This window comes from Flindersiella endophytica (assembly GCF_054779015.1).
In genome coordinates, this window is sequence record NZ_BAAGYY010000019.1 from 494,587 (window position 1) to 509,879 (window position 15,293).

The window sequence follows — 15,293 nt, forward strand, 5'->3', positions numbered from 1 at the left end:
GTGTAGGAGGAGAAGGTGATAAACGCCGTCCGGCTCGCGGATGACCCCAGATGTGTCATAAGCCCGTTACGCAACGGCGGTGATCACGCCTGCATGTCCCTTGATCACAAAGGCGCCCGACCGCTGGACCCGCATCCGGACTCGCCGCTCGACGGCACCCATGAAGTCGTCCCAGGCCAAGCCCGCCGGCAGCAGCCGGGAGAGCCGGGACCGCGTGCTCTCGACGTACGCCAGCACGGGCTCGACCGCCGGCACGACCAGGCCGTAGCGGTGGTGGTGCACCTCGCAGCCGCCGAACACCTCGGCGATCAGGCGTTCGGCGACCACCAGGGAGAACCGGCGGTCCTCGAAGGGGTACGCCGGCGGGTCGAACACGCCGAGGTCGACCAGCGCCTCGCGCCACAGCTTGCCGTTCTCCAGCTTGTCGTCGTCGGCGTTGGTGCTGACCACGAGCCGGCCGGTGCCGGGCCGCAGCACCCGGCGCAGCTCGCCGAGCGCGGCCCGCGGGTCGGTGGCGTAGTAGAGCATGTGCATCGCGAGGACCGCGCCCGCCGAGCCCGTGGCGAACGGCAGCCGGTCGACCTCGCCGACGATTTCCGGCCGCATGCCGATCGACAGGTCGACGGGGATCACGCGCAGGTCGGAGCGCTCCGTGCGCAGCCGGTTCGTGAACGTTCCCGTGCCCCAGCCGACGTCCAGCACCGGCCCACCGATGTCGCTCAGCTGCCGCAACGCGAACCCAGGCAGGTCGAACGCCGGACGTTGGTGCTCATAGATCGACAGCCGGGCGGCCAGCGGGGCGTTGCTGGCGTACGCCTCGTGCTTCAGCACATCCTGGTCAACGCTCACACCTTGAACCTACGGCGCCGGAACGGGTTCGCCGAAGCTCAGCCTGGCCGGAATGTGACCCGCCCACACCGGCCAGTCGCGGTCGGCCTCCTCGCCGAGCACGCCTCCCGTACGCGACTTCAGCGACGCCTCGACGATCGGGACCCGCCACAGTCCGGTCTCGCGGATCTCGTCGCGGGTCGGCCGGCGGACCTTCTCCCAGCGGCCCGGCTCGACGTGCTCGATCAGCGCGCGGAACGCCTCCAGCGCCTCGTCCGAGTCCGTGATCGCGGCCGCTTCGCCGTGGATCGTCACCGAGCGGTAGTTCATCGAGTGCACGCGGGCCGCGCGGCCGAGCACCAGCCCGTCGAGCAGGGTGGTCGTGACGCAGACCCGGCTGCCGCGCCGGACGTCCCGGAACAGGCCCGCTGCGGGCGACCCGTGCAGGATCAGCTGGTCGCCGAGCCGGGCGTGCGCCATCGGGAGCACGACAGGGAGCCCGTCGCGGACGGTGGCGACGTGGCTGACGTACGCCTCGTCCAGAACGGCGTGGATCGACTCGTGGTCGTACCGGGCCCGGTACGGCTTCCTCCGCACCTGGGCCAGCTTCGAGGGACTGCTGCTCGTCATGTCAGGGAGGCTATGCGACAACTGGCCTAGTCGTATGATCCAGTTTGATGGAAGATCTTTGGGCCAGTCTGGATCGCTCACAAGGCGTCAGCCGCGGCATCGAACACGTGCTGCGGCAGGCGATCCGTGCCGGGAAGCTCGGCCTGGGCGAAGCCCTGCCCTCCTCGCGGGTGCTGGCCCACGAGCTCGGCGTCGCACGCGGCACGGTGAGCGCGGCGTACGAGCAGCTGGCAGCCGAGGGCTATCTCAGCGCCCGGCAGGGCGCTCCGGTCCGGGTCTGCTGGTCGCTGAGCGGCGACCCGCCACCCGCCATGCCGGCTGCACCGGAACGCCCGCGATTCGACCTGCGCCCGGGCCTGCCCAGCGGCTCGAGCTTTCCCCGGACGCTCTGGTCCCGTGCGACCCGGCACGTCCTGGCGCACGCGCCCGACGAAGCGTTCGGCTACGGCGATCCGCAGGGCCAGCTGTCGCTGCGGACCGCGCTGGCCGGCTACCTGACCAGGGCGCGCGGTGTCGAGGCCGGGCCGGACGAGCTGCTGGTGTGCGGTGGCTTCACGCAGGCGCTGCGGCTGGCGTGCCACGTCCTGCTCGCGCGCGGCGCCACCACGGTCGCCGTCGAGAGCCCGTGCTCACAGCGCTATCCCGCGTTGATCGAGTCGACCGGCCTGCGCGCGGTCAGCGTGCGCTGCGACCGGGGCGGCCTGTGCGTGGAGGAGCTGCCGGCGGCCGACGCGGTGCTCGTGACGCCCGCCCACCAGTACCCACTCGGCGTCTCGCTGTCTCCGGCACGGCGCTCGGCGCTGATCGCGTGGGCGCGGGCGACGGGCGCGCTGATCATCGAGGACGACTACGACGGCGAGTTCCGGTACGACCGGCAGCCCGTCGGCGCGCTGCAGCAGCTGGATCCGGCCCGCGTGCTCTACACCGGGACGGCCAGCAAGACACTCGCGCCAGGACTCCGGCTGGGCTGGCTCAGCCTGCCCGGATCGCTGCGCCACGAGCTGATCGAGGCGAAGGAGCACGCGGACCGCAGCGCCGGCGTGCTCGACCAGCTCACGCTCGCCGCCCTGCTCGACAGCGGCGGGTTCGACCGGCACGTCCGGCGGATGCGGGTGACATACCGGAAGCGGCGAGCCGCCCTGCTGCGTACGCTCGGCGAGCTCGACGTCCGGATCGAAGGCATCGCGGCCGGCCTGCACGCGCTGGTCCACCTGCCGGCGGACGGCCCGACCGAGCGGGACGTACTCGACCGGGCAGCCGAGCGCGGAGTCGCGCTGGGCGGGTTGGGCGACTATCTCCGGGATCCGGCTGGGCGGCAGGCGATCATCGTCGGGTACGGCACGCCGCCCGAGCACGCCTACCGGCCCGCCCTGGCCGAGCTCGCGAAGGTTCTCAGCCCCTGACCTCGTCGAGGCGGGCGGCCAGGAAGGCGCGCTCCACGTCGTTGCCGGTCAGCGCGATCGCCTCCTCGTACGCCTCGGCCGCTTCGGGCAGGCGGTGCAACTGCCGGAGGAAGTCGGCGCGGGCGGCGCTGAGGTAGCCGTACGTCGCAAGTGCCGGGTCGGCCGACAGCGGCTCGAGGGCCTCCAGGCCGGGCCGCGGTCGGTCCCGGAACCCGATGGCCACCGCCCGGTTGAGCTCGACCACTGGAGACGGCCAGAGCGTACGGAGCATGCCGTACAGCGCGACAATCTCCGACCAGTCGGTGCCGGCCCAGCTGGGTGCCGCGGCGTGGACGGCGGCGATCGCCGCCTCGATGGGGTACCGCGTGGGCGGCTGCCGGCCCGCGCCTCGATCAGCAGGATGAGCGCGAGCAGGGCGCTGACCTCCGCCTCGGTCGGCATGAGCAGGTGCAGCACGCGGGCCAGGCCGACCGCGCTGTCGACCAGGTTGCGGCGAACTTGGTGGGCCGCCTGTTTCTATGACGAACTCGGACCAGCCCAGATCGACAGCCTGACCGATCGACGCGCTAAGGTTAGGTGTGCCTAACCTTAGCGTTCGTTCGGTGGTCGCCGCGGTCGCCGTCGCCGGCCTGCTCTCGCTCGCCGCCTGCTCGTCCGGCACCCAGACGACAGCATCGTCCGCATCGTCCGCATCGTCCGCTGCCAAACCGACACATGCCGTACGCCACGCGCTCGGCACGGCCGAGGCGCCGGTCAGCCCGAAGCGGGTCGTCGTGGCGGATCCGGACCTGCTGGCGACCGCGTTGCTGCTCGGCGTTCCCGTCGTCGGTACGGCCAAGCCGCAGTTCAGCGAGAACCTCCCGCCGTTCATCGACCGCGAGAAGCTCTCGAAGATCGCCGACATCGGCTGGCTGGCACCGAAGGTCGAGCGGATCGCCGAACTGCGGCCCGATCTGATCATCGGAACCAAGAACCAGCTCGGGGAGACCTACGACCAGCTACGGCAGGTGGCGCCGACCGTCGTGTTCGACCACGACGGCGGGGCGAAGTGGAAGCAGACGATGCGCGACATCGCATCGGCGCTCGGCAAGCGAGCGGCGATGGACCACGAGATCGGCGCGTACGAGAAGCGGATCGCGGCGTTCAAGGCGGGACCGGGCAAGCAGGCGCAGGGTGTCGACGTCGCGCTGGTGAACGTCCGCGACCTGAACGACATCCGGGTCTACACGCCCCGGTGGTGCTCCGGCCAGGTGCTGCAGGAGGCCGGGCTGACCCGGCCGGCTGCACAACAGAAGCCCGACAAGGACAAGTACTTCGTCAAGCTCAGCGCGGAGAACCTCCAGAAGGCCGACGCCGAGGTGATGTTCTATTTCGCCAGCAGCATCGGAACCAACCCTGACGAGGCGAAGCGAGCGGTTGACAGGCTGCGCGACACCGGCCTGTGGACCGGCCTGAACGCGGTGAAGCGCGGCCAGGCGCACCAGGTCGACGCGCGGTGGTGGTTCGTCTGCGGGACCGTCCAGTCCGCGAACCTGATCCTGGACGACCTGGAGAAGACCCTGTGACCCGGTACGTCGGGTGTTCGGCGATCTCCCAAGCATGCGGCGAGCAGCGGTTCGCCAAGGCCGGAGTGACCCGAGGCTGGATCCTGGTCGAGCAGCCCGGGCCGTGGGGACGGGAGCCGTTCGGTGCGTCCGGCGTCATCGGCCGGCTCCAGGAACGGCTCGGGTCCTGGCCGGTCAAGCTCCTGGCGATCCGCCGGCACGGCCGGTCGGCGGAGCCGCGCGGCCGGACGGCGTTCGTCTGTCACAGCGGGCCGCGGGAGCCGTGGATCGAGCGGATCGCACTGGACGACGAGCGGGTCCTGCTCGGCATCGATCCCGCCGGGTTGTGCGAAGGCGAGCCGGCGGGGATCGGCACGCCGCACCGGTCGCCGGTCTACCTCGTCTGCACGCATGGCAGCAAGGACGTGTGCTGTGCCGTACGCGGACGGCCGGTGGCGAAGGCCCTGACGGCGGCCCGGCCCGAGCAGACCTGGGAGTCCTCGCACGTGGGCGGCGACCGGTTCGCGCCCAACGTCGTGTGCCTGCCGCACGGCATCGTGTACGGGCACCTCGCCGCGGAGACAGCCGGCGCGGCCGCCGAGGCGTACGAACGAGGCGAGCTCCACCTCGGCCAGTTGCGCGGCCGCAGTGGCAACCCGCCGGCGGCACAGGCGGCCGAGCATCTCGTACGCCTGCGGAACGGGATCCGGGGCATCGAGGCCGTCGCGGCGTCGACGACCACCGATCTCGGTGACGGCCGGTTCGACGTCGACCTCGAGGTGGAGGCCGGCCGGCTCAGGGCCCGGGTCCGCAGGAGCGTTGCTTCCGAGGCTCGCCGGCTCACCTGCGAGGCGGCCGAGGCCACCGAGCCGCCGCACTGGGAGCTCGTGTCTGTGACGGTCGTCTGATGGAGGGCGTCTAACGTTGGGCGGCGTGGATCGCATAGTCGTGGTGGGCGCCGGCCTGGCCGGCATGCAGACCGTGCTGGCGTTGCGAAGGCAGGGGTACGACGGCTCGCTCGTCCTGCTCGGCGCCGAACACCATCCGCCCTATGACCGGCCGCCGCTGTCGAAGGCGATCCTGCTCGGCAAGGTCGACGACGTAGACCTTCCGTTCGACACCGAGGCGCTGAAGGTCGACCTCCGGCTCGGCACGGCCGCCACAGCCTTGCGGGACGGCGTTGTCGAGACGTCCGCCGGCGAGCTGCCGTACGACGGGCTGGTGATCGCGACCGGCTCCGAGCCGATCCGGCTGCCTGGGCAGGGCGCGCTCTACCTCCGTACTCGCGACGACTCGCACGCATTGCGGGAGAAGCTGCGGGCGGGCGGCCGGGTGGTGATCGTCGGCGCCGGGTGGATCGGTGCGGAGGTCGCGACGGCGGCCGCCGCGTACGGCTGTCAGGTGACGGTCGTCGAGCAGGCGGCCACGCCGGTCTCGCACGCGCTGCCGCCGGAGGTCGGCGGGCACTTCGCGGCCTGGTACGCCTCGGCCGGCGTCGAGTTGCTGCTGGGCGAACGTGTCGAACTGGTCCGCACCGATGGCGTCGACCTGGTGGGCGGGCGTTCGATCCCGGCCGACGTCGTGGTCGTCGGCGTCGGCGTCCGGCCCGCGACCGGGTGGCTGGAGGGATCGGCGGTCGAGCTCGATCGTGGCGTGCTGACCGGCCCGGACCTCGCGACGTCCGCACCCGGCGTCTTCGCGGTCGGCGACTCCGTCGCGCGCTGGTCGCCGCGGTACGACACGAGGATCCGTGGCGAGCACTGGGACGACGCGCTGCGTGCGCCCGCCGTCGCCGCGACGAACCTGCTCGGCCGTGAGCAAGCCACCTACGACCCGGTGCCGTACGTCTGGAGCGAGCAGTTCGGCCGGATGGTGACTTACGCCGGCCATCCGGCGGCTGGGGAGCGGCTGGTCTGGCGTGGTTCGCCCGGCGAGGCGAGCTGGGCGGTGTGCTGGCTGACCGCCGGCAACGAGCTCGCGGCGGTCCTCGCCGTGGACCGGCCGCGCGATTTCGTGCAGGGCCGCAAGCTGGCCGAGGCGCGTACGCCGGTCGATCCGGACAAGCTCGCCGACACCTCGGTCAATGTGCGGGCGTCCGTGGCAGGCTAAGGCCTATGAGCAACGACCTTGACGTGCTCGTTCCGGCTTGGCTGACGTACCGGGAAGTGGCCGAACGGCTCGGCCTTCCCGTCAACAAGGTTGGCCGCCTGGTCCGGGAACGCGAGCTGATCTCCCTGCCGATCGGAGAGCACAACGCGCCGCTGGTGCCGGCCGCGTTCATCGCCGACGGCCAGGTGCTGAAGGGTCTGCAGGGCACTCTCACCGTTCTGCACGACGCCGGGTTCGACGACGAGGCGAGCGTGCGCTGGCTGTTCACCACCGACGACAGCTTCGCGGGCACGCCGATCGGTGCGCTGGCCGCCAACCGGGGCAAGGAGGTACGCCGGCAGGCACAGGCGCTGGCGTTCTGAAGGTTCCCGCGAGTGCTCTGATGTCCTGAACTGGGCGTTTCTGGGCGTTCTGATCAGCTGAACCGGGGTAGGACCACCTTCAGCCAAGGAGGTGGTTCCATGTTGGATCAGGCGTGGTCGACGATTGCGACCTTCGTACCGAAATTCGTCCTGTTCCTGGTCATCCTGCTTGTCGGATGGTTCGTCGCACGGGCGATCGCCCGGATCGCTGACGTCCTACTTCGCCGAGTCGGTTTCGAGACCGCTGTGCAAAAGAGCGGCCTGGGCCGCACGCTGCAGAACAGCAAGTACGACGGCACCCAGCTCATCTGCAAGGTGATCTACTACTTGCTCCTGCTGGTCGTCCTGCAGTTCGCGTTCGGGATCTTCGGAACGAACCCGATCAGCAACGTGCTCGACAGCATCGTCGGCTGGCTGCCGAACGCCATCGTCGCGATCGCGATCGTCGTGGTGGTCGGCATGATCGCCAACGCTGTGCGTGACGTCCTCAGCAGTGCGCTGTCGGCGGTTTCGGCCGGCCGGCTGCTGGCGACGATCGTCTGGGCCTTCATCCTGGGCCTGGGCGTGATCGCGGCACTCAACCAGATCGGTGTCGCCGGATTCGTCACGAGCTCGGTGCTGACAGCCGTCCTCGCGACCATCGCCGGCATCCTGATCGTGGGTCTCGGCGGCGGGCTGATCAAGCCGATGCAGTCGCGCTGGGACCGCTGGATCAACCGGGTCGAAGAGGAGACCCAGCAAGCCTCGGTTCCCAAGGCGCGGCAGGCGCACGAGACCGAGACCAGGGCTCCTGAGCCGTCGGCCACGATGACGGGGGCTCGCCCCGGCCAGCCGATGGACCCGGGTGCTCAGATGAATCCGCCGTCCAACCAACCGACGAACCGGCCGATGGGTCCTCCGATGGACCCGCCTTCGAACCCGATGTAGGCCGGCCGTCGACGACCACGGGTGCTCGTTCCGCAGTGACCGGGCGCCCGTGGTTGTTGTCGGAGCCGATGGATCGCTGGGCGGTTCAGCCGCTGCGCTGCGTCGATGCGTACGCGAGTTCGGTGAGTGCCTCGCGGGCGGCTTCGTCGGCCAGCGGCGTCTCGGCGAGCGCGGCATGCGCGGTCTCGGCCAGCTCCGCGATCAGACGTTCGACCGCCGCCAGCGCGCCGGTCGCGACGATGATCTCGCGCAGGTCGGCCACGCCGTCGGCGTCGAGCTCCGGGTTGCCGAAACAGTGCCCGAAGCGTTCGACCTGCTCCGGCGCCGCCGCGTCGAGCGTCTTGGCGATCAGCACGGTCCGCTTGCCCTCGCGCAGGTCGTCGCCCGCGGGCTTCCCGGTGACGCCGGGGTCGCCGAACACACCGAGCACGTCGTCGCGCAGCTGGAACGCCTCGCCGAGCGGCAGTCCGAAGCTGGAGTACGCCGCGAGCAGCTCCGGTGGCGCGCCCGTCAGCGCCCCGCCGATGTGCAGTGGCCGCTCGATGGTGTACTTCGCGCTCTTGAAGCGCACGACCCGCATCGCCTGCGTCTGCGAGCTGCGCCCGGACGCCTGGCTCACCAGGTCGAGGTACTGCCCGGCCATCACCTCGGTGCGCATGATGTCGAAGTAGCCGAACGCCGGGAACAGCCGTTCGGCCGGCAGCCCGCACTCGCGCAGCATCTGGTCGGCCCAGCACAGGCACAGGTCGCCGAGCAGGATCGCGCCGCCGGCGCCGAACCAGTCGGACGGGCCTTCCCAGCCGCGTTCGGTGTGCATGCTCGCGAACTGCCGGTGCGCGGCCGGCTTCCCGCGGCGTAGGTCGGAGTTGTCCATGACGTCGTCGTGGACGAGCGCACTGGCCTGCAACAGCTCCAGCGCGGCGGCGGCCTGGATGATGCCGGGCTCGTCGGGCGCACCACCCGCACCGCGCCAGCCCCAGTAGCAGAACAGCGGGCGCAGCCGCTTCCCGCCGGCGGTCAGGTCGGCGACGACCTTCAGCTGCGGCGCCAGCTCGGCGTCGATGTCGGCGAGCTCGGTGCTCCGGCGCGCGAGGAAGGCTTCGAGCGCCTCGTCCACCCTGTGGCGGACATCGTCCTGTGACACGCCCGTCAGCCTAGACCCGCTGGGTGCGGGGCGACCACAGTCGGCCACCGGGGCGGTCCTGATCGCGCTGCTGAGGCTGCCCGGCCCGGCTGGTCGCGGCCACCCTCGGCCAGCTTCGGGTCCTGCCGAACGCTGCCTGCGGTGGACGGGTTACGCACCGCCCCAATAGGCTGGACGAATGGTTCTTGGACTGTCGTCGACGTCGCCTGCCGCCAACACGATCCGCGACCTGCTGTCCACGGGCACACCGTCGTACTCCTTCGAGTTCTTTCCACCGAAGAACGACGCGGGTGAACAGCAGCTGTGGCGCACGCTACGCGAGCTCGAAACGCTGTCGCCGACGTTCGTCTCGGTCACGTACGGTGCCGGAGGGTCCACCCGTGACCGTACGGTCCGGATCACCGGCAGGATCGCCTCCGACACGACGCTCACGCCGGTCGGCCACCTGACCTGCGTCGGGCAGTCGCGCGCCGAGCTGCGTTCGGTGATCGGCGCGTACGCCGGTGCCGGAGTCCGCAACGTCCTCGCCCTCCGCGGCGACCCCGAGGGCGGTGCGCAGCAGCCGTGGGTCCGCCACCCGGAGGGACTCGACCACGCCGACGAGCTGGTCGAGATGGTGCTCGGCCTCGGCGAGTTCTGCGTCGGCGTGGCGGCGTTCCCGGAGGGCCACCCCGAGTGCGTCGACCTCGAGAGCGACGCGCGCTACCTCGTCGCGAAGCAGCGCGCGGGCGCCGACTTCGCCGTCACGCAGTTCTTCTTCAAGGCCGACGACTACTTCCAGCTGCGCGAACGCGCCACCCGCCTCGGCTGCACGATCCCGATCATCCCGGGCATCATGCCGGTGACCAACGTCAAGCAGATCCAGCGGTTCGCCCAGCTGTCGGGTGCGGCGTTCCCGTCGGATCTCGCCGAGCGCCTGATGGCGGTGGAAGAGGACCAGGCCGCCGTCCGCGCGATGGGCGTCCAGGTCGCGACCGAGCTCTGTTCCACCCTGCTCGACGGCGGAGCGCCCGGCCTGCACTTCTACACGCTCAACCGCTCCACGGCCACCCGCGAGATCTACGCCAACCTCGACCTGGGCGCGAGCCGCAAGGCCGGCTAACAGCACCCGAGCGCGGCTTTTGTGGCCTCCGGGCTCGCTTCGAGCAACGGCAGGCGGACCCGCGCGCTCGGAATCCTGCCCTGAGTGGCCAGCACGGCCTTGATGACAACGGGATTGGGCTCGGCGAACAGAGCGCGCGCCAGCGGTACGAGCCGGTTGCCGAGCTGACGCGCCTCGTCGAGTGATCCGGCCCGCCAGGCGTTGACCAGCTCGGCGTAGGCACGAGTGGCGACGTTGGCGCAGGCCAGGATCGCCCCACTCGCGCCGAGCGCGAGCAGCGGCCCGGTGTAGAGGTCGTCGCCGCAGAGCACCGAGACGCCGGCCGGCAAGCTGCTCATGAACCCGATCGTGGCGTCGTCGATGCCGCCGGCCGCGTGCTTGAACCCGGCGACGTTCGGCAGCTCGGCGAGCCGCGTGAGCGTGCCGGCACTCAGTGACGTGCCCGTGCGGTGCGGCACGTTGTAGACGAGCAACGGCACCGGGCTGGCGGCTGCCAGCCGGCGGAAGTGCTCGACGACGCCGGCCTCGGACGGCCGGGTGTAGTACGGCACGACTGTCAGCGCGGCGGCGGCCCGGCGATCGAGGCCGGCGAGCTGGTCGATCGAGCCGGCCGTCGAGTTCGACCCGGCACCGACGATCAGCTGCGCACCCCGCTCCACGCAGGCCTCGGCGCAGATGTCGACGACCCGGCGGCGTTCCGCGGCCGTCAGCGTCGCCGGTTCGCCGGTCGTACCCAACGCGACGATGCCGGCGGCGCCGTCGTCGAGTACGGCATGAGCGAGCGCCTCCAGCGCATCGGCGGCGAGCTCGTCGGCGGCGGTGAACGGCGTGACGAGCGGAACGAAAAGACCGGTGAGCGACATGCGACCAACGATCACCCAGCGGTGCTGTTCAGGTCCAGTTCACATTTCCGTCGTCAAGCTTAAGATCTGCTTATGCTCGACGTACGCAAGCTCCGGCTCCTGCGAGAGCTGGCTCGCCGCGGCACGATCGCGGCCGTCGCCGAGGCGCTCACGTACACGCCGTCGGCGGTCTCGCAACAGCTCACCGCGCTCGAACGCGAGGCAGGCGTGCCCCTGCTGGAACGGACCGGCCGCCGGGTGCGCCTGACGCCCGCCGCCCTCGGCCTCGTCGGGCGCACCGAGTCGATCCTCGCGCTCCTGCAGGAGGCCGCCGCCGACCTGGCGTCGTCCACGCCCGCGCTCACCGGGACGCTGCGGATCGGGGTCTTCCCGACGGCGGTGCCGACGATCCTCACGCCCGCCATCGTCGCGCTGAGCACAGACCATCCGGGCCTCGAACTGATGGTCGCCGAGCTCGACCCGGCGTCGGTGCCCGATGCCCTCCGCGAGGAACGCCTCGACGTCGCGCTGGTCCAGGAGTACGACCACGTACCCGCCGTTTCCGATCCGGCACTGGAGACCGAGCCGCTGCTGGAGGAGACCGTTCACCTGGCGGCGCTGACCGCGGGGCCGTTGACCGCCCGGCGCGAGTCGCCCTGGATCGCGGGCACGCCTGGCACCTTGTGCCACACCCTGACCGTCCGGGCGTGCGAGGCTGCGGGGTTCACACCTCGGATCCGCCATCACGCCGACGACTTCGGGGCGGTACTGGCGTTGGTGGCAGCCGGCCAGGGCGCTGCCTTGGTTCCCGACCTGGGCGCGGTCGCCCCGCCCGCCACCGTTGTGCTGACGCCGCTGGCCATCCGGCGCAGAACCCGGCTGGCCTACCGCCGGGGCACCGGCGCCCACCCCGCGATCTCGGCGGCTCGCACCGCCCTGCACACCGCCACGGCAAGCAGCGGCTAGGGGGTGTCCTGCAAGTGTCGGCGGATAGCGAGGACGGTCATGGCGCCGGGCTGGCAAGGCGGGCGGAGTCGTTCGCAAAAGGTCATACGGGCGATCTTCGTCCAACGCAGCCAGCGTGGGGCCAGGGCCGCCGCAGCCCGGCGACACTTGCAGGACACCCCCTAGGCCTTGCCGATCAGCCCGGCGACGGTCGCGGCGCCGAGGAGGACGTAGGGGAGGCCCGGCCCCGGGTGCGCGTGCGCGCCGACGTGGAACAGCCCGCGCACCGAGTCGCGGTTCGGCGCCAGTGACCGAGCCGTCCGCACGCCGTCCCACACCGGGCCGTACGACAGCCCGTCCACGTCGAACCGCTGGACCCACTCCTGCCGGATGTCAACTCCCCGTTGCGCCAGTAGGTCGAGCGGATCCAGGTCCGGATCGATCTCGCCCAGGACACGCAGCGTGCGGGTCGCCGAGCCCGCCGGCGCCTCCAGTACGAGCAGCGGCGAGCCGTGCAGCACCGTCTCGAACGGCGCCTCGGATGCGGATCGCAAACCCAGCAAGACGGTTCGGGCCGGCTGGGCGAGCCGTAGCTTCCCCGGCCTCCGCGGAGTGGATGGATCCGGGGCGCCGGACACCACGATGTCGGCGGCGACGAGCTCGCCGGAGTCCAGCCGCACACCGCGCACCGCGCCGTCGCCGGACACCACGGAGGCGACCCGCGAACCCAGGCGTACGTCCACGTCCCGCTCGTCCAGCCGCCCGGCGAGCGCGGTCACCAGCTCGCCCAGCCCACCCGCGCAGGTCCAGCGCCCGAACGTCCGCTCCACGTACGCCTGCACCGCCACGAAGCCCGGAGTCCGGGCCGGATCCGAGCCCGCACCTGTCGCGACGTACTCCAGGACGTGCCGGGCCCGCGGGTCGCGCAACGCCCGCCGCCCCACCGCCCGCAGCGACCGCCAGGGCCGCAGCCGGTACAGCTCCGGCAGCCGCAGCCCTTCGTGCGGCACCTCCAGCACCCGCGTGCGCAGCAGCTCCCAGGTCGGCACCAGCCCGTCGATCAGCGCCGTCCAGGCAGCGCCCAGCGCCTCCTCCTGCCCGGCCCGGCCGGTCAGCGGTACGTCCAGCGTCGACCCGTCGGGAAAGACGTGCCGGCGTGGCGTCTCGACCGGCACCAGGTCGACGACGCGCTCGAGCGGCCGCCCCGACTTGCGGAACAGGTCGCGGATCGCCGCGGGCAGTGGCATCGACGCCGGCCCGAGGTCCCAGGTGAAGCCCTCACGCGTCAACCGGCGGACCGCGCCGCCCAGCTCGTCTGCCTGCTCGAGCAGCGTCACCGCGTGCCCGAGCTTGGCCAGGCGGGCGGCGGCGGCCATTCCGCCGAAGCCGCCTCCGATCACCACAACGCGTGCCACGAGGCAAGGAGCGTAGTCGTACCTGAATTCGGGCACAAAACTCGCCGCGAGGCAGGAAGATGTCTCTCTACTTTGCGCTGAAGTACCAGCTGGAGTGGGGGAGGTACCTAGGTGGGACTTGAGTACGCGCCCGGATGGAGCTCCGGCCGCCGATCCGCGAGCATTTCTGCCATGGCGATGGAACAACGTCGCCGCACGCGGGGATCGGTGAGTCGGGGCGCGCCCGGCCGGGCAAGGGGGTCGGCCGGTCGCCCCCGGGTCACCGCGCGAGAACTGGCCGCGGCGACGCCTGACAGCCGGGACCGCTACATCGACCTGCTCCGCGTTCTCTCGCTCGCGACCGTCGTCGTCGGGCACTGGCTGATGGCCGCCGTCACCTTCGACCCGGACGGCCGCCCGCGTACGTCCAACGCGCTGGTCTCGGTGAGCTGGGCCGAGCCCGCGACCTGGCTGTTACAGGTGATGCCGGTCTTCTTCATCGTCGGTGGTGCGGCTCACTGGCACGCCCTGCGCAACCACGTGCCGAAGGACGGCAGGTACGCGGAGTTCGTCCGCCGCCGCGTCGGCCGGCTGCTCGCACCCACCGCCGTGTTCGTACTGGCCTGGACGGCCGTCTCGGTCGCGGTCGAGCTGTCGGGCTATCACCGCGGCATCCTGATGCTCGCGCTGCGAGTCGTCGCACAACCGCTGTGGTTCCTCGCGGTCTATCTAGGAGTGGTCGCGCTGGCGCCGGCGTTGCGACGGCTCCATGTGCGCTTCGGCCTGTGGGTTCCGGTCGCGATGGTGGTCGCGCTGCTCGCCGTCGACATCGCGCGGCTCGGCTTCGGGGTGCCGTACGTCGACCTCGCCAACTACGGGCTGCTCTGGCTCGCGGCACATCAGGTCGGATATCTGTACGCCGACGGCACACTGGTGCGGTGCGGCCCGCGGCCGGCGTGGGCCATGGCGCTGCTCGGCTTCGTTGGCGTGGTGCTGCTGACCACGATCGGGCCGTACCCCGTCTCGATGGTCGGTCTGCCCGGCGCGCCGCTGTCGAACATGAACCCACCGTCGGCCGCGCTGCTCGCCCAGTCGACGATGCTCACGGGGTTCGTACTCGTGCTGCGTGAGCCCGTACAGCGCTGGTTGCGCCGGCGGAGGGTGTGGACCGTGGTCGTCGGCGCCAACGCCGTGGCGATGACGGCGTTCCTCTGGCACCTCACCGCGCTGTTCCTGGTGGCGGCGGTCTTCGTCGCGCTGGGTGTGGGCTTCCCGGTGCCGGGCAGTCTGGTGTGGTGGCTCTCGCGGCCGGTGTGGATCGCGTTGCTGGCGGGGGTGACCTCGCTGCTGGTCCTGGTGTTCCGGCGGTTCGAGATGCCGGGCAGCCTCAACCTGCTCGGGCCGGAGCTCAATCCGTACGGTCGCTGGCACGATCGGATCGCGGTCTGCGGCCTCGTGCTCACCGTGACGGGGATCCTGGGGTACGCCGTCAACGGATTCGCGTTGCTGGGTGGGCATCCGCTGCGGATTCTCACGGTCGAGCTGGGCGCGGTCGGGTCGGGTATGGCGCTGATGGCGGGCTGGGTGCTGGTCGCGCTGACCGGCTTCCGCCGCAGGGCGGGGCAACCGGAGTCTGGCAGCGAGCGGGCCGCGTGACCGGTCGCTAGCCCGGGATGCGGCGGTAGTAGTCGGTCTCCAGCGGCCGCCGGCCGCGGCCGTTGACGGGCTGCTCGGTGGGCGGCTCGACGGGATAGTCGGAGTAGTCGCGGACGGCGTAGGGCCGGCGGTAGGGGTTGCGTACGCCGGGTTGGTACGACGTCTGAGGCTGTGGCCGGTAGAGCGGGCGGACGGGCCGTTCGGGCTCGTGGGAGTAGGGGTCTTCGGTGCGGTAGGCCATGGCCGGGCGTGGCGCCGGCCGGAGCGGACGGCCGTTGCCGTTGCCGTTGGCCTGCCTGTATGCCGGTGCGGGAGCTGGTGCGGGTGCCGGCCGGCGGTACGGCGGCGGCTCCGGGCGTAGCGACCAGCCGGGTTGAGCCGGTCGGGCCGGGCGGGCCGGGGCCGGC

General features: G+C 71.4%; 16 protein-coding genes and 1 pseudogene. 10 read left to right on the top strand and 7 right to left on the bottom strand.

Annotation, left to right across the window (positions count from 1 at the left end; translation table 11 throughout):
• Positions 1 to 66: 66 nt before the first annotated feature.
• Positions 67 to 849, bottom strand: a complete 783-nt coding sequence (locus ACYVF6_RS22950; RefSeq protein ID WP_460524529.1) for a class I SAM-dependent methyltransferase — start codon at positions 847 to 849, stop codon at positions 67 to 69.
• 9 nt (positions 850 to 858) lie between these two features.
• Positions 859 to 1,458, bottom strand: a complete 600-nt coding sequence (locus ACYVF6_RS22955) for a pyridoxamine 5'-phosphate oxidase family protein (protein ID WP_460524530.1) — start codon at positions 1,456 to 1,458, stop codon at positions 859 to 861.
• Positions 1,459 to 1,505: 47 nt separating this feature from the next.
• Between ACYVF6_RS22955 and pdxR the strand changes: the two genes are divergently transcribed.
• A complete protein-coding gene (gene pdxR, locus ACYVF6_RS22960; RefSeq protein WP_460524531.1) occupies positions 1,506 to 2,861 on the top strand; it encodes an aminotransferase-like domain-containing protein in 1,356 nt (451 codons plus the stop codon).
• Here the strand turns inward: pdxR and ACYVF6_RS22965 are convergent.
• Positions 2,851 to 3,132, bottom strand: coding sequence for a hypothetical protein (locus ACYVF6_RS22965; RefSeq protein ID WP_460524556.1), 282 nt, complete (start codon positions 3,130 to 3,132; stop codon positions 2,851 to 2,853). The genes pdxR and ACYVF6_RS22965 overlap by 11 nt on opposite strands.
• Between ACYVF6_RS22965 and ACYVF6_RS22970 the strand changes: the two genes are divergently transcribed.
• From ACYVF6_RS22970 to ACYVF6_RS22995, 6 genes are all read left to right on the top strand, one after another.
• Positions 3,131 to 3,265, top strand: a complete 135-nt coding sequence (locus tag ACYVF6_RS22970; protein ID WP_460524557.1) for a hypothetical protein — start codon at positions 3,131 to 3,133, stop codon at positions 3,263 to 3,265. The two genes, ACYVF6_RS22965 and ACYVF6_RS22970, sit on opposite strands and share 2 nt — an antisense overlap.
• A gap of 174 nt (positions 3,266 to 3,439) precedes the next feature.
• A complete protein-coding gene (locus ACYVF6_RS22975; protein ID WP_460524532.1) occupies positions 3,440 to 4,426 on the top strand; it encodes an ABC transporter substrate-binding protein in 987 nt (328 codons plus the stop codon).
• On the top strand, positions 4,423 to 5,313 hold the full coding sequence (locus ACYVF6_RS22980; protein WP_460524533.1) for a sucrase ferredoxin: 891 nt from the start codon (positions 4,423 to 4,425) through the stop codon (positions 5,311 to 5,313). The genes ACYVF6_RS22975 and ACYVF6_RS22980 overlap by 4 nt, the downstream gene beginning before the upstream one ends.
• A gap of 25 nt (positions 5,314 to 5,338) precedes the next feature.
• Positions 5,339 to 6,514: an NAD(P)/FAD-dependent oxidoreductase gene (locus tag ACYVF6_RS22985; RefSeq protein WP_460524534.1), complete on the top strand. Its 1,176-nt coding sequence runs from the start codon at positions 5,339 to 5,341 to the stop codon at positions 6,512 to 6,514.
• A 5-nt stretch (positions 6,515 to 6,519) separates the two neighbouring features.
• A complete protein-coding gene (locus ACYVF6_RS22990) occupies positions 6,520 to 6,876 on the top strand; it encodes an Rv2175c family DNA-binding protein (protein ID WP_460524535.1) in 357 nt (118 codons plus the stop codon).
• Positions 6,877 to 6,975: 99 nt separating this feature from the next.
• Positions 6,976 to 7,803: a membrane protein gene (locus tag ACYVF6_RS22995; protein ID WP_460524536.1), complete on the top strand. Its 828-nt coding sequence runs from the start codon at positions 6,976 to 6,978 to the stop codon at positions 7,801 to 7,803.
• A gap of 85 nt (positions 7,804 to 7,888) precedes the next feature.
• Here ACYVF6_RS22995 and ACYVF6_RS23000 read toward each other — a convergent pair whose 3' ends face one another.
• Complete coding sequence (locus ACYVF6_RS23000; RefSeq protein WP_460524537.1) at positions 7,889 to 8,947, bottom strand: polyprenyl synthetase family protein; 1,059 nt, start codon at positions 8,945 to 8,947, stop codon at positions 7,889 to 7,891.
• A 178-nt stretch (positions 8,948 to 9,125) separates the two neighbouring features.
• Here ACYVF6_RS23000 and metF point away from each other — a divergent pair, with 178 nt between their 5' ends.
• Positions 9,126 to 10,049 carry a methylenetetrahydrofolate reductase gene (gene metF / locus ACYVF6_RS23005; RefSeq protein WP_460524538.1) on the top strand — a complete coding sequence of 308 codons (924 nt, stop codon included), beginning with the start codon at positions 9,126 to 9,128 and terminating at the stop codon, positions 10,047 to 10,049.
• Here metF and dapA read toward each other — a convergent pair.
• Positions 10,046 to 10,912, bottom strand: coding sequence for a 4-hydroxy-tetrahydrodipicolinate synthase family protein (gene dapA / locus ACYVF6_RS23010; RefSeq protein WP_460524539.1), 867 nt, complete (start codon positions 10,910 to 10,912; stop codon positions 10,046 to 10,048). The two genes, metF and dapA, sit on opposite strands and share 4 nt — an antisense overlap.
• Before the next feature lie 72 nt (positions 10,913 to 10,984).
• Between dapA and ACYVF6_RS23015 the strand changes: the two genes are divergently transcribed.
• Positions 10,985 to 11,857, top strand: coding sequence for a LysR family transcriptional regulator (locus ACYVF6_RS23015; RefSeq protein ID WP_460524540.1), 873 nt, complete (start codon positions 10,985 to 10,987; stop codon positions 11,855 to 11,857).
• 161 nt (positions 11,858 to 12,018) lie between these two features.
• Here ACYVF6_RS23015 and ACYVF6_RS23020 read toward each other — a convergent pair whose 3' ends face one another.
• The gene (locus ACYVF6_RS23020) at positions 12,019 to 13,251 is read right to left on the bottom strand and encodes a phytoene desaturase family protein (protein ID WP_460524541.1); all 1,233 of its coding nucleotides are present in this window, start codon (positions 13,249 to 13,251) and stop codon (positions 12,019 to 12,021) included.
• 207 nt (positions 13,252 to 13,458) lie between these two features.
• Between ACYVF6_RS23020 and ACYVF6_RS23025 the strand changes: the two genes are divergently transcribed.
• Positions 13,459 to 14,886: an acyltransferase family protein gene (locus tag ACYVF6_RS23025; protein WP_460524542.1), complete on the top strand. Its 1,428-nt coding sequence runs from the start codon at positions 13,459 to 13,461 to the stop codon at positions 14,884 to 14,886.
• 7 nt (positions 14,887 to 14,893) lie between these two features.
• Here ACYVF6_RS23025 and ACYVF6_RS23030 read toward each other — a convergent pair.
• Positions 14,894 to 15,293: pseudogene (locus tag ACYVF6_RS23030) on the bottom strand (hypothetical protein); the annotation flags it as partial.

What these genes read in the sequence shown, in the direction of transcription:
- pdxR (WP_460524531.1), top strand. Translation starts at nt 1,506, where the DNA reads ATGGAAGATCTTTGGGCCAGTCTGGATCGCTCACAAGGCGTCAGCCGC.
- ACYVF6_RS22995 (WP_460524536.1), top strand. Translation starts at nt 6,976, where the DNA reads ATGTTGGATCAGGCGTGGTCGACGATTGCGACCTTCGTACCGAAATTC.
- ACYVF6_RS23015 (WP_460524540.1), top strand. Translation starts at nt 10,985, where the DNA reads ATGCTCGACGTACGCAAGCTCCGGCTCCTGCGAGAGCTGGCTCGCCGC.
- ACYVF6_RS22955 (WP_460524530.1), bottom strand. Translation starts at nt 1,458, where the DNA reads ATGACGAGCAGCAGTCCCTCGAAGCTGGCCCAGGTGCGGAGGAAGCCG.
- ACYVF6_RS22965 (WP_460524556.1), bottom strand. Translation starts at nt 3,132, where the DNA reads ATGCTCCGTACGCTCTGGCCGTCTCCAGTGGTCGAGCTCAACCGGGCG.
- dapA (WP_460524539.1), bottom strand. Translation starts at nt 10,912, where the DNA reads ATGTCGCTCACCGGTCTTTTCGTTCCGCTCGTCACGCCGTTCACCGCC.
- metF (WP_460524538.1), top strand. Translation starts at nt 9,126, where the DNA reads ATGGTTCTTGGACTGTCGTCGACGTCGCCTGCCGCCAACACGATCCGC.
- ACYVF6_RS22990 (WP_460524535.1), top strand. Translation starts at nt 6,520, where the DNA reads ATGAGCAACGACCTTGACGTGCTCGTTCCGGCTTGGCTGACGTACCGG.
- ACYVF6_RS22970 (WP_460524557.1), top strand. Translation starts at nt 3,131, where the DNA reads ATGCCGTACAGCGCGACAATCTCCGACCAGTCGGTGCCGGCCCAGCTG.